Source organism: Bradyrhizobium lablabi, assembly GCF_018129385.1.
Taxonomy (GTDB): domain Bacteria; phylum Pseudomonadota; class Alphaproteobacteria; order Rhizobiales; family Xanthobacteraceae; genus Bradyrhizobium; species Bradyrhizobium lablabi_C.
Genome location: NZ_JAFCLN010000018.1, coordinates 142,600 through 162,558, shown reverse-complemented (window position 1 = coordinate 162,558; position 19,959 = coordinate 142,600). Strand labels below are relative to the sequence as shown.

At 63.1% G+C, this 19,959-nt stretch carries 20 protein-coding genes and 1 tRNA gene; 8 read left to right on the top strand and 13 right to left on the bottom strand.

All coding sequences use genetic code 11. From position 1 onward, the window contains the following. Window positions 1-368: 368 nt before the first annotated feature. From JQ628_RS27455 to JQ628_RS27435, 5 genes are all read right to left on the bottom strand, one after another. Window positions 369-635, bottom strand: a complete 267-nt coding sequence (locus JQ628_RS27455) for a hypothetical protein (protein ID WP_212227476.1) — start codon at window positions 633-635, stop codon at window positions 369-371. A gap of 141 nt (window positions 636-776) precedes the next feature. Further along, window positions 777-1,427: an HAD family hydrolase gene (locus JQ628_RS27450; protein ID WP_212227474.1), complete on the bottom strand. Its 651-nt coding sequence runs from the start codon at window positions 1,425-1,427 to the stop codon at window positions 777-779. 3 nt (window positions 1,428-1,430) lie between these two features. Further along, window positions 1,431-1,808, bottom strand: a complete 378-nt coding sequence (locus JQ628_RS27445; RefSeq protein ID WP_212227472.1) for a TIGR02301 family protein — start codon at window positions 1,806-1,808, stop codon at window positions 1,431-1,433. A 56-nt stretch (window positions 1,809-1,864) separates the two neighbouring features. Beyond that, entirely contained in the window at window positions 1,865-2,290 is a 426-nt protein-coding gene (locus JQ628_RS27440; protein ID WP_212227470.1) for an NUDIX hydrolase, read from the bottom strand. Between the two features lie 5 nt (window positions 2,291-2,295). Then, window positions 2,296-2,787, bottom strand: a complete 492-nt coding sequence (locus JQ628_RS27435) for a hypothetical protein (RefSeq protein ID WP_212227468.1) — start codon at window positions 2,785-2,787, stop codon at window positions 2,296-2,298. Window positions 2,788-2,858: 71 nt separating this feature from the next. Between JQ628_RS27435 and JQ628_RS27430 the strand changes: the two genes are divergently transcribed. Further along, entirely contained in the window at window positions 2,859-3,617 is a 759-nt protein-coding gene (locus JQ628_RS27430) for an SOS response-associated peptidase (protein WP_212227466.1), read from the top strand. Window positions 3,618-3,713: 96 nt separating this feature from the next. After that, window positions 3,714-4,331, top strand: coding sequence for a hypothetical protein (locus tag JQ628_RS27425; protein WP_212227464.1), 618 nt, complete (start codon window positions 3,714-3,716; stop codon window positions 4,329-4,331). A 14-nt stretch (window positions 4,332-4,345) separates the two neighbouring features. Here the strand turns inward: JQ628_RS27425 and JQ628_RS27420 are convergent, their stop codons facing one another. The 4 genes from JQ628_RS27420 to JQ628_RS27405 all read right to left on the bottom strand — a co-directional run bounded on the left by JQ628_RS27420 (window position 4,346) and on the right by JQ628_RS27405 (window position 7,904). Continuing rightward, entirely contained in the window at window positions 4,346-4,927 is a 582-nt protein-coding gene (locus tag JQ628_RS27420; protein ID WP_212227462.1) for an NUDIX domain-containing protein, read from the bottom strand. A gap of 20 nt (window positions 4,928-4,947) precedes the next feature. Beyond that, a complete protein-coding gene (locus JQ628_RS27415; protein WP_212227460.1) occupies window positions 4,948-5,391 on the bottom strand; it encodes a GNAT family acetyltransferase in 444 nt (147 codons plus the stop codon). A 14-nt stretch (window positions 5,392-5,405) separates the two neighbouring features. Continuing rightward, complete coding sequence (locus JQ628_RS27410; RefSeq protein WP_212227452.1) at window positions 5,406-6,833, bottom strand: FAD-binding oxidoreductase; 1,428 nt, start codon at window positions 6,831-6,833, stop codon at window positions 5,406-5,408. A 78-nt stretch (window positions 6,834-6,911) separates the two neighbouring features. Then, window positions 6,912-7,904 (bottom strand): L-threonylcarbamoyladenylate synthase, encoded by a 993-nt coding sequence (locus tag JQ628_RS27405; RefSeq protein WP_212227451.1) that lies wholly within the window; start codon window positions 7,902-7,904, stop codon window positions 6,912-6,914. A gap of 69 nt (window positions 7,905-7,973) precedes the next feature. Between JQ628_RS27405 and JQ628_RS27400 the strand changes: the two genes are divergently transcribed. Then, window positions 7,974-8,050, top strand: a tRNA-Pro gene (locus tag JQ628_RS27400). Window positions 8,051-8,295: 245 nt separating this feature from the next. On the opposite strand, the gene JQ628_RS27395 is transcribed toward JQ628_RS27400, so the two are convergent. Then, window positions 8,296-11,292 carry an FG-GAP-like repeat-containing protein gene (locus tag JQ628_RS27395; protein WP_212227448.1) on the bottom strand — a complete coding sequence of 999 codons (2,997 nt, stop codon included), beginning with the start codon at window positions 11,290-11,292 and terminating at the stop codon, window positions 8,296-8,298. Between the two features lie 553 nt (window positions 11,293-11,845). Then, window positions 11,846-12,772, bottom strand: coding sequence for a Bug family tripartite tricarboxylate transporter substrate binding protein (locus JQ628_RS27390; RefSeq protein WP_212227447.1), 927 nt, complete (start codon window positions 12,770-12,772; stop codon window positions 11,846-11,848). On the opposite strand from JQ628_RS27390, the gene JQ628_RS27385 reads away from it, so the two are divergent. The 3 genes from JQ628_RS27385 (at window position 12,705) to JQ628_RS27375 (ending at window position 16,352) form a co-directional block, all read left to right on the top strand. Then, window positions 12,705-13,805: an SDR family oxidoreductase gene (locus tag JQ628_RS27385; protein ID WP_349628131.1), complete on the top strand. Its 1,101-nt coding sequence runs from the start codon at window positions 12,705-12,707 to the stop codon at window positions 13,803-13,805. The genes JQ628_RS27390 and JQ628_RS27385 overlap by 68 nt on opposite strands. A gap of 3 nt (window positions 13,806-13,808) precedes the next feature. Further along, window positions 13,809-15,374, top strand: coding sequence for an acyl-CoA synthetase (locus JQ628_RS27380; RefSeq protein WP_212227445.1), 1,566 nt, complete (start codon window positions 13,809-13,811; stop codon window positions 15,372-15,374). Between the two features lie 84 nt (window positions 15,375-15,458). Beyond that, window positions 15,459-16,352, top strand: coding sequence for a LysR substrate-binding domain-containing protein (locus JQ628_RS27375; protein ID WP_212227443.1), 894 nt, complete (start codon window positions 15,459-15,461; stop codon window positions 16,350-16,352). Between the two features lie 147 nt (window positions 16,353-16,499). On the opposite strand, the gene JQ628_RS27370 is transcribed toward JQ628_RS27375, so the two are convergent. Together JQ628_RS27370 and JQ628_RS27365 are read right to left on the bottom strand one after the other, a co-directional pair. After that, the gene (locus tag JQ628_RS27370; RefSeq protein ID WP_212227441.1) at window positions 16,500-16,985 is read right to left on the bottom strand and encodes a hypothetical protein; all 486 of its coding nucleotides are present in this window, start codon (window positions 16,983-16,985) and stop codon (window positions 16,500-16,502) included. 168 nt (window positions 16,986-17,153) lie between these two features. Further along, on the bottom strand, window positions 17,154-17,417 hold the full coding sequence (locus JQ628_RS27365) for a hypothetical protein (RefSeq protein ID WP_212227439.1): 264 nt from the start codon (window positions 17,415-17,417) through the stop codon (window positions 17,154-17,156). 507 nt (window positions 17,418-17,924) lie between these two features. On the opposite strand from JQ628_RS27365, the gene JQ628_RS27360 reads away from it, so the two are divergent. Together JQ628_RS27360 and JQ628_RS27355 are read left to right on the top strand one after the other, a co-directional pair. After that, on the top strand, window positions 17,925-18,437 hold the full coding sequence (locus JQ628_RS27360; RefSeq protein ID WP_433996169.1) for a DUF305 domain-containing protein: 513 nt from the start codon (window positions 17,925-17,927) through the stop codon (window positions 18,435-18,437). Between the two features lie 3 nt (window positions 18,438-18,440). Further along, on the top strand, window positions 18,441-19,931 hold the full coding sequence (locus JQ628_RS27355) for a YncE family protein (RefSeq protein WP_212227437.1): 1,491 nt from the start codon (window positions 18,441-18,443) through the stop codon (window positions 19,929-19,931). The last annotated feature ends 28 nt before the right edge of the window (window positions 19,932-19,959 follow it).

Genomic DNA, 19,959 nt, shown 5'->3' with positions numbered 1-19,959 from the left:
TGACGATCGCGAAACGTCCCCTCATGTGGGCCCGGGTGCGCGGAGTTGTGCCAGTGATTTGCCCGACGTGTTAAGGGGAATATTTTTATTTTCGGGGCTTGACGCGACTTCCGAAAATCAGAAGTTGATTTGCCCGTCGTGTCGAATTTGTCACACTCTCGGTCTGTAGGTTTCGCTTCGCCCTACCCATCCTAGGAGTGAGCTCGCTGTCGCTGCCTCTAGGGTAACAGTAGCGTCAACCTCAGTCGTCATCACCCGCGCAGGCGGGTGATCCAGTACGCCGCGGCCTCTCGGCTCAATCGCAAACGCCTCTGGAATACTGGATCGCCCGCCTGCGCGGGCGATGACGGGTGAGTATGGAGCGGCAGTTACTGCTTCGCCAGCGCCAGCGAGAACTCGCCGTTGCGCACGCGCGTGGCGAGGCCCTCGACGAATTTCGCGGTCGCCTCTTCGCCGTAGGTCGTCACCAGTTCGGCCATCGCTGCGAACAGGCTCGCCTGCGCAAGGCAGTCGCCGTCGACGCCGTCATGGCGTGCTTCGGCCCAGGCCTCGCTCAGATAGCTCAGCGCCGCCTGCTTCTGTTCGTGGTCGGGCAACAGTTCGCGGCGAAGAGAAAAGGGCGCGGGATGGCTCATGAAACTCAACGGATTTTGCGCGCGATCCAGGGCGGAGCGCATCGAACGGGTTAACGTGTAGCATGCGATTGAGGCGCGCCTAGGGACATCTTTAGGAAAGGTTAACGCGGTGTACGAAACTTCAAAGCCAGGGTTCCGCTGTCAGCCGGCGCGCCCGCTGATGTGCTCGTGCACCGCACGCGGCGTGGCGCAAATATGGCTGGCGCCGGCCTCGATCAGCTCCTGCTCGCTGCCATAGCCATAGAGCACGCCGATCGCGCCGCCCATGTCGTTGCGCTTCGCGCCGATGATGTCGTGGCTGCGATCGCCGATCATCAAGGTGCGCCGCGGGTTCACGGCGGTTTCCTCGAGCGCGTAGGCGAGAAGGTCGGCCTTGTGCACGCGGGTGCCGTCGAGCTCGGAGCCGAACACGCGCTCGAAATAACCGGTCAGGCCAAAATGATCGACGATGCGCTCGGCGAACACGCGCGGCTTGCTGGTCGCGACGAACAGCCGGCCATGCGATTGCTTCAGCGCGGCCAGGATATGCTCGATATCCGGATAGACGCTGTTCTCGAACAGGCCGACGTCGCCAAAGCGCTCGCGATAATACGACACGGCGAGGTCGGCATGGGTTTCAGCGCCCAGCATGCTGGCAAAGCTGGCGCGCAGCGGCGGGCCGATGCACCAGGTCAGTTCGTCCTGCGACGGGACGGGAAGACCGAGCTTTTGCAGCGCATACTGGATCGAGCCGGTGATGCCGGGTTTCGGGTCGGTCAGCGTGCCGTCGAGATCGAAGAAAATGGCGTCCATGGTTTAGTTCGCATAGCGCGCGGTGAGGTCGCGCGAGATCTTTGAACCTTCCTCGATATATCTGCGGATCGCCACGGTGGCTGCCGGCGTGCAGGACCGATAGGTCTGCTGAAAGCCGTTATAGCCGCGGTTGAAGCCCGCGATCATCCGCGCGCGGCGCTCGCCCGAGGGGGTTTCGGCGTCGATCAGCGCCTGCATCTCGTTGCGCCATTTTGCCCCTTCATTGCTGCCGCAGATGCCGCGGAGATAGTGCAGGGTGCCGAGGATTTCGGCCAGCCGCTGGAGGTCGCCATCGAACGGCGCAGCCGCGTCCTGGGCCCGCGCGGGGACCAGATGACAGGCCGAAATCAGGGCGAAAATGGTCAGAAAGCGTCTTAACATCGGGGTTCCGGAATGGGCTCCGTATGCCCTCTCAATGCGCTGGAAGCAAGGCGCGGTTAACCCGGAATCAGGCGCCGAGCGGCCTGAATGACCTCTTGCAGCCCCCCGGTGACCTTGAGGTCGCCAAGCGCATCCGGCTCCAGCCATTTGAAGTCGTCATGCTCGTCGTTCAGCACGGGCTCCTTGGCCACCCAGCGGGCGGCGAACGACATGATCAGGTAATGCCCGCCGCCGGTCGGCCCCGGCAGCACCTCGCGCCAGCCGGCGAGCGCGATGATCTCGATCTGGATGGCGGTTTCTTCCGCGACCTCGCGATGCAGCGCCGTGTGCAGGGATTCGCCGAATTCGACCCGGCCGCCGGGCAGGGAGTAAAAGCCCATGCCCGGGGAGCGCGCGCGGCGCACCAGCAGCACCTTTCCGTCGCGAAAGATCGCGCCGCTGACGGCAAGTTGCGGACGCTGCGGCACTTCAAGGGAAGCCACGGCGGTTAGCTCGCCATGATGGTTTCGATGTCGGCTTCGGTGCCGCCATTGATGATGCCGCCGGCCAGCGCCACCAGCGGCTTGACCCAGCCGGTCGCCTCCAGTGCCAGCGTCGTGCGGGTCTTGTCCTGGCGCGCGTCGCGCATGGCCGAGCCTACCGCGGTGAGGATCGAGGTCATGGTATCGGTGATGCGGTCGAACTCGGCGCGGGTTTTGGTATCAGCGGCGTCATAAGCCTCGATGGCGAGATCCCGCGCCTTGAAGTTGGAAGCCATGAAATGCTCGGCATAAGACAGCGGCTGCCAGGCCAGAAAATCGTCGGCGCATTCCGGCATATCCGGAATCATCTCAAGAAGCATGATGGCTTCGTTGAAATGATTCAGATAATCGGTGGCGAGGCCCGTGCGGGGGTTGATGTTGGCCGCGCGCAATTGGGCCGCGCGCGCTTCCCCATGGGAGCCGCCTTTTGCCGCTTGAACCGTTGATGGGGAGGCCATTGGGGTCATCTGTTGCAGTGTTAACGTTTGGCGTTAATAGGAACTGAATAAGTACCTGTCTGGGTTGCAGAATGTGCGGACGCTTCGTGATTACATCGCCTCCGGCCGCGGTGCGGCAGGTATTTGGATATGGAGAACAGCCGAACTTTCCGCCACGGTATAACATCGCGCCGACGCAGCCGATTCCGGTGGTGATCCTCGAAAACGGCGCGCGGCATTTCAAGTTGATGCGATGGGGACTGATCCCGGCCTGGGTCAAGGACCCCCGCAACTTCTCGCTGCTGATCAATGCCCGCTCCGAGGGCGTGCTGGACAAGCCCGCGTTCAAGAACGCGATCAAGCGGCGGCGCTGCCTGATCCCGGCCGACGGCTATTACGAATGGAACACCGCCGGCGGCCGCAAGCGGCCCTATTTCATCCATCGCCGCGACGGCGCGCTGTTTGGTTTCGCCGGCCTTGCGGAGACCTGGATGGGGCCGAACGGCGAGGAGATGGACACGGTTGCCATCGTGACGGCGCCGGCGAGCCGCGATCTCGCCGTGCTGCATCACCGCGTGCCCGTGACGATTGCGAAGGGCGATTTCGAGCGCTGGCTCGATGGCCTCAACCACGGCGCTGAAGAGGTGATGGCGCTGCTGGTCGGCCCGGAAGAAGGCGAGTTCGCCTGGCATGAGGTTTCAACACGCGTGAACGCTCACGCCAATGACGATGCGCAGCTCACGCTGCCGATCACGGAGGAGCAGCGCGCGGCGGAGGAGCCGAAGCCGAAGAAGGCGGCGGTGCGGAAGGCGGCGAGCGGTAGCGATGACGGGCAGGGGAGTCTGTTCTGATCCTCGTCATTCATGGCCGTCGTGCTGGTCCAATGGCGAAAATCATGAAGACGAATAGATATCTGGATCCGAGACTCCTCTGACCGAGAACCCAGAATGCGTTTCACCGGCTCCCTGCTTTCCCGCGTCTTGATCGCTGCAATGTTCATCGTTGGCTCGCCTGTAGTCACAATCGGACAGGACAGCACGGACACTCGCCGCGAGTGGGGGACGCTAGCGAATGGACGAACGGAGTTCGAAGTTTCGGATGCCGCTTCGTTACCGAAGACGCTTGCGTTTGCACTGGAACAGGCAGGCTGTCCCTATAAGGACGAAATCGAAAAGGAGCCCGTCCGTTTCATGCGTCCAGAAGGCATCCGTATTGCCATCGTGCTGTGTCGCGCGGGGACGGTTAGCTACTCACACCAAGTATTCGATGTTTCGAGCGTGCTCAAACCAAGACTTCTTGAGTTTCCGATTCTCGCGCATCCAGGCGGCTTCCGCGCGACAGCTACACCGGGTTGGATCACTTGGGATAAAGAAGCCAAGGTCTTTCAAGCCGAGACGGGTTCGGACATTTCGGTCGCGGGGCTTCGTCACTTTTATCGAATCGATCCGGGGCTTGGCCGGTTCGTGCTCGTTCGCGTTGAATACAACCCGCATACCGGCAACAAAAACGAGTGGACGACTATATGGGAAGCGTCCGATTGGTCATTTCCCGGGAAGCCGAACTGAAACGCTTTCCAACATCACCGGAAAATATTCAGCGCCGCGTATTGCAGCAGCATGATCGTCTTGGCGTCCGCGATGCGGCCGTCGGCGATCATCGCGAGCGCGGTGTCGATCGGCAATTCCAGCACCTCGATGTCCTCGCCCTCGTCGGCGTTGCCGCCGCCGTCGCTGATGCGCATCGAGGGCTCGTAGGCCGCGACGAAGAAGTGCATCTTCTCAGTGACTGCGCCGGGGCTCATGAAAGCTTCAAAGACCTTGCGCACGTTGCGCAGCCGGTAGCCGGTCTCCTCCTCGGCCTCGAGCAGGATTCGCCGCTCCGGCGTCTCGTCGTCGAGCATACCGGCGGCCGCCTCGATCAGGAGGCCATCATGGCCGCTAAGGTAAGCGGGCAGACGGAACTGGCGCACCAGCACCACCGTGCGGTTCGCAATATCGTAGGGCAGCAGCGTAGCGGCATTGCCGCGGTCGAACACCTCGCGGTTTTGCGTCTGCCAGGCGCCGTCGCCGCGCCGGAAGTCAAAGGTCACGGCTTTCAGCACGTGGTATTCGTGGGAGAGAATGCGCTCGTCCTTAATGCGGACGCGATCGGAAATGCTCATCGCTGTTGGCCCGATTTTGGCTAGGGCGTCGGCTCGCGGCCGTCCAGCCATTTGGCGTAGATGATGCGCTCCTGCTCGTCATAGTCGAGCGATTCATAGAACGCCTGCACCTTGTTGTTGTCGGGCCGCACCAGCAATTGCACTTTTGCGATGCCGGCCTGCCGCAGCCAGTCTTCGGCGGCCGCCATGATGGCGCGGCCGTGGCCCTTGCCCTGATGGTCGGGATCGACGGCAACGTAGTAGACCCAGCCGCGATGGCCTTCATGGCCGACCATCACGGTTGCGACGATTGCATCGCCGTCACGGCCGGTCAGGATGGCCGAGTTCGGCCCGCGCCGCGCCAGCGCGATATCGGCGGCCGGATCGTTCCAGGGCCGCGTCAGGTCGCAACGTTGCCACAGCGAGACGACGGCGGGAACGTCCGCATCCTCGATCGGGGCGATGGAAAGGGGAGAAGCCGACATGGCAGGTGCCGCCGTCACAGCACCTTGCCGGGATTCATGATCCCAAGCGGATCGAGCATCGCCTTGATGTTCCGCATCAGCTCGATCGCGACCTTGTCCTTTACGTCAGGCAGTTCATCCCGCTTGAGAACGCCGATGCCGTGCTCGGCCGAGATCGATCCACCCATCCGCAGCACGATCGCAAACACCACTTCATTCACCTCATGCCAGCGCGCCATGAACTCGGCGGTGTCGCCGCCGACCGGCTGGCTGACATTGTAATGAATGTTTCCGTCACCGAGATGACCGAACGGCACCGGCCGCGATCCCGGGATCAGTTTGACGACGGCGGCGTTGGCTTCGGCGATGAAATCCGGCACGGCGGCGACCGGCACCGAAATATCGTGCTTGATCGAGCCGCCTTCCGGCTTTTGCGCCGCCGACATTTCGTCGCGCAGCTTCCAGAATGCCTGGCGCTGGGTCAGGTTCGCGGCGATCACGGCGTCGTCGACGATGCCGTCTTCCAGTCCCTTGGCCAAAATCGCTTCCAGCGCGGCGCGGGCATCGTCGCGCGAGGACGACAATTCCATCAGCACGTACCAGGGATGGCCTGCGGGAAGGGGATTACGGACATCGATGCCGTGGCGGACGGAGAAATCCACCGCGATGTCCGCGAGCAGCTCAAAACTGGTCAGGCTGCTTGCCGCCTCGTTCTGCGAGATCGACAGCAATTTTAGCGCCTGCGCCGGCGATTTCAGGCCGACATAGGCGGTCTCCACCGCGCGCGGCTTCGGAAACAGTTTTAGCGTGGCCGCAGTGATGATGCCGAGCGTGCCCTCGGCGCCGATGAAGAGGTTGCGCAAATCGTAGCCGGTATTGTCCTTTTTCAGCTTGGACAATGCGTTCAGCATGCGGCCGTCGGCCAGCACCACTTCCACCCCGAGCGCCATCTCGCGCGCCACGCCATAAGCGAGCGCGGCGGTGCCGCCGGCATTGGTGGAGAGATTGCCGCCGATGGTGCAGCTTCCTTCTGCCCCCAATGACAGCGGAAACAGCCGGTCCACTTCCGCGGCGCGCTGCTGCGCCACCTGAAGGATCACGCCGGCCTCGCAGGTCATGGTGTTGGAGGCGGTATCGACCTCGCGGATCCTGTCCATCCGCCGCAGCGAGACGACCACCTCGCCATTGTGCGGCGTCTGTCCGCCGACGAGGCCGGTGTTGCCGCCCTGCGGCACCAGCGCGATGCGGTGCTCGCTGGCGAGCTTGCAGATCGCGGCAACTTCGGCGGTCGAGCCCGGGCGCAGCACTAGCGGCGAATGGCCGTGAAACAGGTCACGCTCTTCGGTGGTGTAGGGCGCGATGTCGGCGGCGTCGGTGACGGCGTATTTGCCGCCGACGATGTTGCGGAATTTTTCGATCAGTTCGGGCGACAGCTGTGGCGCTGCCGGCTGGATGATGTTCATTCTTCTTGCCCGGTCGTCTATCTCTGTTTGAGCATGATCTTGTCGGAAAACCGGTACCCACTTTTCCTGATCATGCTCCTATTCCCGCCCGACCGCTGCGCGGCGCAGCCGGTCGTTGATGGCTTCGCCCAACCCTTCGTCGGGAACGGGCATCACCGCGATCGCGCGCGCGTTCGTGGTATCGAGGCTGCGAAGATAACCGAAAAGATTGGCGGCGGCCTCAGTGAGATTGCTCCGAGCGGACAGATTCATTGCTACGAGCGCGGCCTCGGCGCCGGGCAGGGTGCGCGGGCCGAACGCCAGCAGCGCTTCGCCCGGCTCGACGCTGACGGCATTGAGCCGAACGGGCGTGCGCGGCGCGTAGTGCGAGGCCAGCATGCCCGGCGCCAGCGGCTGGCCGCTGTCACTCTCGGCATCCGCAGGCGGCTGCCGCAAGGCGCGGCCGAGCACGCGCTCGATCTGTTCGCGCGGCAGGCCGCCGGGACGCAGCAGCATCGGCTCCTCGAAGCATCCGACGATGGTGGATTCAACGCCGACCGCGACCGCACCGCCGTCGACGATCAGGTCGATACGGCCTTCGAGATCGCTTTGCACGTGCGCCGCCGTGGTCGGCGAGACGTGGCCGGAGAGATTGGCCGACGGCGCCACCACCGGCCCGCCGAAGGCGCGCAGGATTTCGCGCGCGAGGGGATGGGCGGGGATGCGGACCGCGACGGTATCGAGCCCGGCGGTGGCGAGATCGGCCACGATGCAATCGCTCGTTTTCGGCAGCACCAGCGTCAGCGGCCCCGGCCAGAAGCTTTCTGCCAGCGCCAGCGCGGCCGCATCGAAACCGGCGATCCGGCGCGCCGCCGCGAGGTCGCCGACATGGGCAATCAGCGGGTTGAAGGCCGGCCGCCCCTTGGCCTGGTAGAGACGGGCGATCGCGTCCGGACTGGCCGCGTCGGCCCCGAGGCCGTAGACCGTCTCGGTCGGGAACGCGACCAGCCCGCCTTGCGCAAGGCAGGTGGCCGCGGCGGCCACAGCCCCTTGGCCGGCCGGCAGAATTCGGGTCGTAAGGCTCAGATTCACCGGGACAAAAATCCTCACTTCCGCTGCTTGCGGTGGCCCAAACCGGAGGCTATAAGCCGCGTTCCAAGTCGGAGTGTGGCTCAGTCCGGTAGAGCACTGCGTTCGGGACGCAGGGGTCGCAGGTTCGAATCCTGCCACTCCGACCATCGTTTCAACCGCTTATAGTTTCTGTGGCTATCTCGCGCAACGAAATGAGGTCGCCGGCGCGACATCCATAAATTGAACGCCGGGTTTGGCTTTCCGGATGTCTGTAAAGACGCGACAACATCCCGGCCGGCGAACGCGCGTTATCGTCCGCGCGGGTTCCGGCCATAGAATCAGCAGATAGCGATTGTCCGATGCCGATGCGCTGCGAACGGCGCTACCGTTCGCAGCGGCAGGCGGTTAGCAGCTAAGCTATGACGTGCCAGTTGTTCGGCACAACGCCGAGCGATTGTGCGGTGGTTATCGCCCCGTCATCCATTTCCCAGATCTGGGTCACACTGGTCGTCGTGTTACGCCAGAGAATGTCGGCGTTGTGGTCGCCGCTGTAGTCCGCGACATCCTCGACCTGGAAATTGGCGAGAATCGTCCCGAGCGCTCGGGTGCTCTGGATCGTGCCGTTGTTCATGTTCCAGATCTGCGTCACACCGGTGCTGTCGTTGCGCCACAGCAGGTCACTCTTGCCGTCGCCATTGAAGTCGCCGATGCCCTCAACCTTGAAGTTCACCGGAATGACCCCGAGCGATTGGACGCCCAGGGTCGTGCCGTTGTCCATATTCCAGATCTGGGTCACGCCGGAGCTCTCGTTGCGCCACAGGAGGTCGCTCTTGTGATCCTCATTGAAGTCGCCGGTGCCTTCCAATTTCCAGACCGTGGGAATGACTCCAAGCGATTGGGTGGTCTGGACATTGCCGTTGAGCATGTTCCAGATCTGGGTCGCGCCGGTGCTGTCGTCGCGCCAGAGGATGTCGCTCGTTCCGTCGCCGTTGAAATCGCCGGTATCGAGCACCTTCCAGGCCAGCGGAATCGACCCGAGCGAGTGAGTACCCAGGATGGTGGCATTGCTCATGTCCCATGTCTGGGTCACGCCGGTGCTTTCGTTGCGCCAGAGCAGGTCGCTCTTGCCGTCGCCGTTGAAATCCCCGGTGCCGGCGATCGTCCACTCCGTAGGGATGGTGCCGAGGGAATTGGCGCCGAGCAGGGTGCCGCCGTCCATGTTCCAGATCTGCGCCGCGCCGGCGTCGTTGCGCCAAAGGATGTCGCTGTTGCCGTCACCATTGAAGTCCTTCAAGGGCACGGCATGCTCGAACGTCCCGCTGGGAAAGAGGCCGTCGGCAAACGCGAAAACCTCAACTCCCGTCACCCTGTCGGTGCCGTCGGGCGAACCGTTGCGCAGGTCCCTGAAAGTAAAGGTCTGTGTGTTGGAATTGTAGCCGACGAGATAATCCGCCCTGTTGCCGCTGAATGCGACGGTGTCAGTTCCGGCACCGCCACTCAACGTGTCGGCGGCGCCTCCGCCATTGATGGTGTCGTTGCCGTCGCCGCCGCTGATTTGATTGGCAACCGCACTTCCCACCAGGCTGTCGTTGCCAGTGCCGGCGACAACGTTCTCCATATTGATGAACGATTCGAAGGCAAAATTGGTGACGCCGGTTGCAAGGTTGACGGTATAGCCGCCGTTGAAGCTCGTGAGATCGAGCGTATCGATGCCGCTGCCCCCGTCGAGGACTTCCGGAACAAGTCCGCTGGACAGTCCGGCCAGCATCACGTCATTGCCGGCATCGCCGAAATAGTGGCCTTCACCGCTGGAAACGATCCGGTCATTGCCGCCATTGCCGTGCACGGTCTGTTCCACGCCCTCGATGCCGGTGAGCGTGTCATTCTCCCCGCCGCCGTCGATCGTGATCGGAGCGGCGGCGACCGCAGCATTGAACCACGCGACGCCGCCGGTTGCGGCATCGTTGCCGAGGGCGTCGACCAGCGCGGTCAGGGTGCCTGTCGTTATGGTTCCAGCGGTATGGTAGATGTTGTTGCCGGCCCGCAGCGCGAGTGCAGTTGCATTGGTCAAACTCGCGCCGATCAATATATTCTCGCCGGTCCGCAGCGTCGCGTTCGCCGGCAGCGAAGCGATGCTGCTCAAGACGTTGATGGATCCCGCGTTGTCGGCGCCGATCGTGAGGTTGGGCGAGAAGATGCGGCTCAGCTCGGCGCTCGACAGTTCAAGCGCGACCGAAGCATCCGGTATGCTGCCCAGCCAGATCTCGCGGCCGGCCGTGACGGGTCGAAGCGTGACCTGCCCGTTCGGGGCGCCGATGCCGGACGCACTGTCGATCAGGATGCGGTCCGCGTTCACGATCACGTCGCCGGAATTGGAGGCGATCGGTTGGGAACTGCCTATGGAAGCCGGGTCGACGATGAGTGCGCCGTTCGCGCCGGTGGTCAGGACCACGTCCGCGCCCGAGCTTCCGTTCGCAAAGATGCTGCCATCGGCTCCGGCAGCGTTGCGGACGTGAATGTTGCGGCCCGTGGTGATGGTGACGTTTCCGCCGGTGTCGGCCGCGAAATCGTCCGAGGCCAGGTCGGCGAAGCCATCGATCAGGAAATCGCGGCCCGCGTTGATGAGGATGCTGCCGCGCGCGCGCACATCATTGTCGAAGTCGGTGCCGATGATGCCGAAGGCGACGTCGCGCCCAGCCTGAAGTATCAGGTAGCCGCCGGGAACCGAGATCGCGTCGTTGTTGACGCCGGCAATGATGTCAGCGTCGCCACCACTCGCCGTCAGCGTGACGTTTCCGGAGGTGGTGCCGCCACGGACCGATGCCGTGCCGGTCGAGTCGCTGAGCACGATCGTGCCGACGTTGGAAAAATTGATGTCACCCGACGTCGCCACTTCCAGGCCATTGACGTTGTCGCTGATTCCTCCGATCTGAACGCTGCCGACATTGCTGAGCGTGATGCCCCCGGTAGTGGTTTCGGCTTCGATCGTCGGCGTCTGTGTTTCGATGGCATTGCCCGCCGTGCCGACGCCTGTATTCGCGCTGAGGATGACCTGGCCTGCGATGATGTCCGCGCCGGCGTCGCTGCCAAGCTCTGTGATGGCGCCGTTCGCAACCAGCGTGACAATGCCCGTGGTGCGCACGCTGCCGATTGTAATGGAATCGGGAGAGGCTGCCGCCGAAGTCAGGCTGCCGATCGTGAGGTTCGCGGCGCCGAGACCGTCAGTCAAGTTGACTGTCAGATGCACGCCCGGCGCGCCGACGGTGAGGCCGATGCTGTCGCCGGGATGGACGAAAGTGTAGACGACGTTGCCGTTGCCGTCGCGGATCACCGACGTGTTGTCGCCCGGGATGCCGTTATCGTCGATGGTGTAATTGCCAGCATTAATGAAGGTCAGGTTCAGCGGCATTTCTTCATTCTCCTAACAAAAATTACGCATTTAAAGTTTGGAGCGCGACCCAAAGCTGACTGTCACGGCTGGTGCGGTTTGACATGCTCGTCGCGCAGCGAGACTAGGATAGTCCGGAGAAATTGTCGCCAGAGATGTGGCCTGAAGGTGGCGGTTGCCCAGCAGTCGCCGTCGCTCTGCTTTGATGCCGTATGACTTTGTTCGCTATTGCCCTATGACTTGTTCGGTATTGCCCTACTTGTTCGGTCGCTCTCTGTCCTGGAAGCAAAGCGCCGCCCGGAGGCAGCGTCGCGGTTCGTCAAAGACGCTCGATTAATTCTTCGAGCCGTCAAAAGCCAAAGGAAGGTGATCGAGCGCTATCGTGAGTTCTGGAAATTTCCGGCTTTATGGACGCGCGTGCCGACAACAAGAAATTGAATCGTGTCGTCGGTACCGAAGGACCTTGCTGAATGCAACGACCGCGAACTGCTTTCGGCGGAGGAGTGCTTCTAGCCGAGCCGCCGCACCCGGTGCGGCGTGGGCACAGCCTGTGTTTCCCGCGACTGTCGCAAAACTATTCCGGTTCAATCCCGGCTGCCCGAGCCGATATCTTCCAGGCGTCGATCTGCTCGGCGAGAAATTTTCCGAGGGCTTCGGGCGTGGAGGGCGTGAGGACGAAACCCTGTTTCGCGAGCGTCTCGACGACTTCCGGCTCCTTCATGATATCGAGAAATTCCTTGTTGAGGCGCGCAACGATCTCCCTGGGCAGGTTGGCCGGGCCGAACATGCCGCCCCAGGAGGTGATCGTGTATTGTGGCAAGGCTTCGTAAATGGTGGGAACCTCGGGCAGCCCCGGATATCGTTGCCGCAAGGTCGTCGCCAGCGCCCGCAGCGTGCCGGCTTTCACATGAGTGAGGCCGGTCGTCAGCGTTCCGATCATGAGGTCAATGCGTCCGGCGAGGAGGTCAGCGAGCGCCGCCGGCTCTCCCTTATAGGGAATGTGGACCATCTTGATGTCGGACATCGTCGCGATCTGGGCGATGCCGACCGAACCCGTGGTGTTGCCGCTGCCGTAGGACAATTTGCCCGGATTGGCCTTGGCATAGGCGATCAACTCGCCGAGCGTTTTGGCCGGCACATCCGGATGGGCATAGAGAAAGAACGTGTAGTAGCCGACCATGGTGATCGGCGTGAAATCCTTCAGGGGATCGTAGGGGACTGACTTCCGCAACGCCGGCGCCGCGGCGATCGGACTGTTCGACGCGAAGAACAGCGTGTAGCCGTCGGGCGCCGATTTCGCCACGTCGCTGCCCGCGATCATGCCGTCCGCGCCGGGTTTATTGTCGATGATGACCGGCTGGCCCATTTTCTCGGACAGCCGCTTGCCGATCGTTCTGGCAAGGACATCGCTGGCGCTGCCGGCGGCGCCGAAAGTGACCAGCCTGATCGCGCGGGCCGGATATTCCTGTCCCAGCGCCGAGACGGGCAGCAACAAGACCATTGCCATTGCAAAGAGAGCGCGCATCCACCCTGCCATTATTGATTTTGTGTCGTACCAATTCTTATGGGAGCCGGGCTGCTCCTGCCAATATCGAAAGGGAATGGATCGATACCACGATAGCATTCGCGAGCGTGTAGCGCCGCGCCTAGATTGCGGCAAAGCGCTGCAATCTTTTGCGAGGAAACCGATGGTCGTTTCACTTGAAGCCGTGCAATCCGATGAGTCCGGCGTCGCCAGACGGACTTCCATTTTCCGCGAAGGGCTTCTCGAGGATCGTATCGCCCTCATCACCGGCGGCAGCTCGGGCATTGGGCTGGGGATTGCGCGCGTCTTCGCCGAACTCGGCGCCACCCTCGTCATCGTCGGCCGGCGGGAAGACAAACTTGCCGCGGCGAAGCAACAGTTGATGCGTGAGGTGCCCGGCGCCGAGCCGGTCACGATCGCAGTCGACGTCCGCAAGCATCTGGCGATCCGGGATTCCATCCATGGCATCGTCGAGCGCTTCGGACGGCTCGACGTTCTCATCAACAATGCCGCCGGCAATTTCCATTGCCCGACCGAGGACATGTCGGAGAATGCCTGGCGCACCGTGATCGACATCGATCTGCACGGCACCTTCAATTGTTGTCAGGCCGCGTTGGCGGGGCTGAAGGCTTCGCCGGGAGGTGGACGGATCATCAACATCACGGTGCCGCAGGCGCTGTCCGGCTGGCCGGGTAGCGCGCATGCCGCATCGGCCAAGGCAGGCGTGCTGTCGCTGACCCGCAGCCTCGCGGTGGAGTGGGGCGGGTATGGCATTCGCGTCAACAACGTTCTGCCGGGGCCGATCGCGGGCACCGAAGGACTGAAGCGCCTCTACCAGGATCGCGGTGTTGCCGATCGCGAGATCGAGCGGATGGCGCTGGGCAGCTTCGGCCTAGTCGACGACATCGCCAATGCCTGCGCTTTCCTCGTGTCCCCCGGCGGCGATTTCGTCACCGGCTGCGACTTCATGGTGGATGGTGGGCGCTGGTTGAAGCGCGGCTGGGCGTAGGTCATGCCTGAACATAACGGTTCGACGAGTGCCGGGGCGGGAAAACCGGGCATCCTGCAGGCAGGTCGATTCCTGTCTCGCCGGGAGCTCTTGACCCATGCAAGCCGCGCCGCCGGTGGATTCGTCGGGATGGGACTTCGGCCCGGCGATGCCGTGGCCATCCTGATGCGTAATGACATCGCGTTTCTCGAAGCGAGTCTCGCCGCGATCGAAATGGGAGCGCATGCCGTTCCGATCAACTGGCACGCCAAGCCGCAGGAGATCGATTACATCCTGAAGGATTCGGGCGCGCGGGTTCTGGTCGCTCATTCCGACCTGCTGGCGCCGCTCGGGGCGGAACATGTCTCTGATATCGAGGTCCTGGCGGTCAAGACGCCGCCGGATCTGCTCGGCGGCTATCGAATAGATACGGACAAGGCCGTGCCTGACATCGCGGCGCGAGACTGGCACCTGTGGCTGCATGAACAGAAGGAGCATCGCAGCGATGTGCCAAAGTTCATTCAGAGCATGCTCTATACCTCGGGAACCACAGGCGTTCCAAAAGGTGTGCGCCGCTTTGCGCCGACCGCCGAACAGAAGCTGCTGATGCAGGAGACGCGGCGCAGCGTCTACGGCGTGACACCGGGCGTGCGCCTCATGATCCCCGGGCCGCTCTATCACGGCGCGCCGAACGGCATTGCCATCAGCGCCGCCACCGTCGCCGACCTGCTGGTCCTGATGCCGCGCTTCGAGCCGGAGCAGCTTCTCGCCGAGATCGAACGACATCGCATCGACTGCGTGTTCATGGTTCCCACCATGTTCGTGCGGCTGCTCGGCCTGCCTGCCGAGGTACGAAGCAAATACGATCTGTCGTCGCTGCGCTTCGTGCTGCATGGGGCGGCGCCGTGCCCTGCGGACGTCAAGCGCCGCATGATCGAATGGTGGGGGCCTGTCATCCACGAATTCTACGGCGGCACCGAAACCGGCCCCATCGCCTTTTCCGATTCCGCGGCCTGGCTGCGGCGGCCGGGCTCGGTGGGACAGGTGCTCGATCGCGTCACGTTGCGCATCTATGACGAGAACGGCGAGGACTGCCCGCCCGGCGTGCCCGGCGAGATATTTGCCCGGCTGAGCCACTATCCGGACTTCACGTATCACGGACAGGAGGTGAAGCGGCGCGAGGTCGAACGTGACGGGCTGATCACGCTCGGCGACATCGGATACCGTGATGACGACGGCTTTCTGTTCCTGTGCGACAGGAAGCGGGACATGGTCATTATCGGCGGCGCCAACGTCTACCCGGCGGAAATCGAATCCGTGCTATCGGCGATGCCGGGCGTGAGGGATTGTGCGGTGTTCGGCATTCCCGATGCCGAATACGGCGAATCGCTGCTCGCGCTGGTCGAACCGCAAACGGACCATTCGTTCGGCCCGGCGGAGGTGTTGGTCTATCTCCGGCAACGCCTGAGCGGATTCAAGGTGCCGCGACAGGTGGAGATCAGAAGCGGCCTGCCGCGCGAGGACTCCGGCAAAATACGGAAGCGCCTGTTGCGGGCGCCTTATTGGGAAGCAGCCGGCCGGCTGATCTAGCCGGTGTCGGCTGACCTCCGGCTTGGTCTCCGACGCTCACTTGTGCCAAGTTCGTCGTCTTCCCGGGGACGACGACAAACTGTCATGAAGATCAACCAACTCCGATATTTTCTGGTTCTTGCCGAAGAGCTTCATTTCGTCAGGGCCGCCGCAAGGCTGAACGTTTCGCAACCGCCGCTGAGCCGCCAGATCCAGGCGCTGGAGCATGAACTCGGATTTGCGCTGTTCGTCCGCGGCAATCAGCGGGTCAGCCTCACCGAAGCGGGAGCCGCCCTCTACAGCGACGTCAAGGAAACGTTTGCCGGGCTTGATCGCGCGGTCGCCCGCTCCAGGGGCGTCGCGCGCGGCGAGGCGGGGCGATTGGTGCTGGGGATGACGGGATCGGTTTCATTCGGCGTGATGCCGACCATCCTCGAACGTTTTCACGGCAAGTTTCCACAGGTGCGGATGGAGATCCTGCATCTCATCAAGGCCGAGCAGGTGGAAGCGCTCGCCGGCCGCCGCATCTCGCTGGGACTGACGCGTTCTCCGGTGCAAACCGCGCAAATCACGTCGGAAGCGATCCATCAGGAACCCTTCATCGCTGCGCTGCACGAGAACCATCCGCTGGCGCGGCAGAAAGTCGTCGCACTGGAAAAGCTGGCATCGGACAATTTCGTGCTTTACCGCGGCAATTCATGGCCGAGCATCGCCGACGAGATCGTCGGTCTATGCGCTGATGCCGGCTTCAGTCCGAGCATCGATCAGGATACCGGCGAAATGCAGACGGCCGTCAGCCTGGTCGCCGCCGGTATGGGCGTGACGCTGGTGGCGGATTGCATCCGGAGCCTGCTGTTGCCCCGTGTCGTCTATCGCCCCTTGACGGTGCGCGGCAAAATTCCGCTGACGAAATTGCATGCGATCTACCACAAGGACGACGCAAGTCCGCTGCTGAAGGCTTTCCTGCGTCTGGCGCGTTCGATCGGAAAGAACGCCTGAGGCAGCCATACTCGTCGCACCTGTCCCGCAGACCCGAACAGGCGGCGATCAGTCCTGTAGGCATGCCGACCGCAACACTTCGGCATGCCCACTTCTTGACCGCCGCTTGCTCAGCGCCGCCATCTGCGCTTTGATGCGCGGCAGATTTCAGCCGCAGCTAAGCGACCAGGGGTAGTAGCTCTGATACCCGTAATAATCGTAGCAGTACGGGTAGTCGTAGTAGCTGTAGTACCCGGGATAGAAGCCGAAGCCGCGCCGGAAGTGTCCGGCGTGGCGATACCCATAGCCGCCATAGCGACCGCCGCCAAAACGCGCGACGCTGCCGCCAAAACGGGGACTGCCGGCAAAGCCTCCGAAGCTGCGGCCGCCGCCGAAACCACCCATGTGGCCTCCGCCAAAGCCACCCATGTGGCCACCGCCGAAGCCGCCCATGTGGCCGCCGCCAAAACCTCCGCCACCGAAGCCGCCGCCGCCCATATGGCCGCCACCTCCACCGAAGCCGCCGCCGCCGCCAAAACCGCCACCGCCGTGACCACCACCGCCACCTCCGCCGCCTCCGCGGGCGTCGGCGGCAGTCACGAGCAGGCTCGAAGCGAGCAGGGCCGTTGCCAATATCGTGATCGCTTTCTTCATCATGACACTCCTTTCACTCAGATTGTTCGGCGCAGTGTCGTGCGTGCTCAGCGAGTCACGCGGCAACCGAACGTCGTACCAAGGACAGATAGGAACGATGGATACGGCATCGATTAAATTCTCTGTTAGTCACCGCGACCTGTCGTTCATGCCGTTGTCATCCCGCTGTCATCGTGCGTGATGGACATAGCGGTGATGCATGACCGCGGGGCCGGCGAGGCCGCTCGCGCGCAGGTTATATTCGTACATCACCGAAGGCGGCATGAACTGCATCCGGTACGCCGGCGTCGGCGCGCCGCCGTTCAACACATCCAGGTTCGGATAATTGAACGCGAACAGGCCCGGCTCCTGAATGGCTTCCTGGGCGAATGCGGGTACTGCCGTGATCACCGCGAGTAATCCCGCGACGGCGATTGTCTTGATCGAGGTCATTGTTTTTTCTCCATAGCGATGCGGGCATCGTCCGGACGTGCCAGCGCGCTCACGCAGCGCAAGGGGCGCGTGTTCTTCCGAATGCGAACTGCTCGCTGGAAGCTGCACCCGGATGGCGGATGCACGATCCTGATGTGGGGTAGGAAAGGTCCGGCTCCACTAAATTGCCGTTTAAAAAATTCAACTGATCCGGAGAGCGGACTTGTTCGTCGTGCAACCCGGGAATTTACGTGCGGCCGGCGAAAGCCACGGTCCCGCTGCCGTCCTCAACGAGGCTCTCCTCAAGCAGCCGTGAGCGCATTGGCTTGGCGTGTCACGGCCCCGGCATCGCCGTTTCGTGCATTCCGGAAATCATAAATTGATTTTTAATTGAGGGTGCAGGGCAGCATCGCCATGTTTGCGGTGCACCGTTTCGCTTCGAAGACGGTATCAACAGGGCATGGGTGAAACACAGGGACGGGCGGTGGAGACAACCACGCGCGCAAATGCGCTTGCCGGGAGTTTGGAATGATCTTGTTCTCGCGTACCTTTATTCGCAAGCGGGCGATCTCGTTCGCTACCACCGCGTCAGTCGCGGCGACGTCGTTCGCACTGGCGCAGGACACGTCGAAGGCCTACCACCTGCACGGCGCGATGCCCCTTCAATATGTCGCGGACCGGCCGGACCTTGCCGACGAGCAGCCGTTCCTGTCCGAGAACGACGCTGCCATGAACAAGATGATGGCGGACATGGTGATCAAGCCGACCGGCGACGTCGACCGCGACTTCGTCGCGATGATGGTGCCGCACCATCAGGGCGCGATCGACATGGCCAAGTCCGTGCTGCGCTACGGCCGCAACGAGCAGCTTCGCCGCCTTGCGCAGGAGATCGTCGTGACCCAGCAGCAGGAAATTGCCGCGATGCGCCTCGCCATGGACGAGGAGCTGCCGCCGTCGATGGCGTCGCCGACCGAGCCGGGCGCGCTGCCTCCGCCGCAGGCCGAGCACGGCGCCATGGACATGAAGATGGACCAGGAGTGAGAGATGCGGCGCCGGCTCTTGACGTGGAGTCTGCTCGCCGGCATGTCGCTCGCCGGCCAGACGGCGGCGTGCGCCGGCCAGGCGCCGGGCGCTGCGTCCGATCCGGACATCCCGATCAGCCACCGCGATCGCGTCTATTCGGCGGAGCAGTTTTCCAACACCGTCTCGGTCACCGACCCCGTTGACAGCAGATTGATCGGCGTCATCCGCCTCGGCGATCCGCAGCCCGGAAATTTCAGCCCGCTCTACAGGGGACAGGTGCTGGTCCACGGCATGGGCTTCTCGCCCGACCGCCAGACCCTTGCGGTGGTCTCGATCGGCAGCAACTCCGTCACCTTCATCGACACCGCGACCAACGCCGTCAAGCACACCACCTATGTCGGCCGCTCGCCGCACGAGGCGTTCTTCACGCCCGACGGCAAGGAAGTCTGGGTCACCGTTCGCGGCGAGGACTATGTTGCCGTGCTGGATGGCCAGAGTTTTGAAGAGAAGCTGCGGATCAAGGTGCCGGGAGGACCGGGCATGCAGATATTCTCGCCCGACGGCAAATACGGCTACGTCTGCTCGTCCTTCAACCCGGAAACCGTGGTCATCTCGGTTGCCGATCACGAGATCGTCGGCCACGTCAAGCAGGACAGCCCGTTCTGTCCGAACATCGCGGCCACCCCCGACGGCAAGCAGGTCTGGTTCACGCTGAAGGATGTCGGCCGCACCATGGTGTTCGACGCGCAGCCGCCGTTCGCGGTGCTGAAGTCGATCGACACCGGGCCGATCACCAATCACGTCAACATCGTCCGCAATGCCAACGGCATGTTCGCCTATGTGACAATCGGCGGGCTGAACGAGGTCAAGGTTTTTCGCACCGACGATTTTTCGCAAGTAGCGACGATCCCGGTCGGCAAGCTGCCGCATGGTGTCTGGCCGTCCGGCGACGGCAGCCGCGTCTATGTCGGGCTGGAAAATGCCGACGGCATGGCTGCGATCGATACCATCGCCAACAAGCTGATCGCGACAAGTCCGATCGGGCAGGCGCCGCAGGCGATCGTCTATGTTCCGGATGCGGTGCCGGAGGGCGACGGCACGCGGGGCCTGGAGCAGCTTCATCTCGCCGGCGAGGCCACCCATCTGGCGCTCGGAGCCGTGCGAAGCCGTAAGACGGTTGGCAGCGCCGGTGCTAGCGGTAGCGGCAACGACGAAGTCACCAGCGTCTCGCTGTTCGATCAGGGGCTAATCCAGGTCTTGCAGGCGTCGGTCACCGGACTGGAGCCGAAACAGCCTTACGTCCTCGCGCTGGCGCGGGAGCGGAACGGCGAGGGCCCGCTCGAGCCGTTGGCGGCCTTCTCGACCAACCCGGCCGGAGCGGCGATCGTCAACGCCACCGGTCCGATCCGGCAGATCGTCCGCGGCGAAGACAGGATCGCAAGGCGTTACCTCGTCATCGCCGAAGGACGCGCCGACAAGACGGGGCCGGTCGTGCAGACGCAGTTGAAATAGCAATGGTGCCGGCGGCGCCGCCGGAATG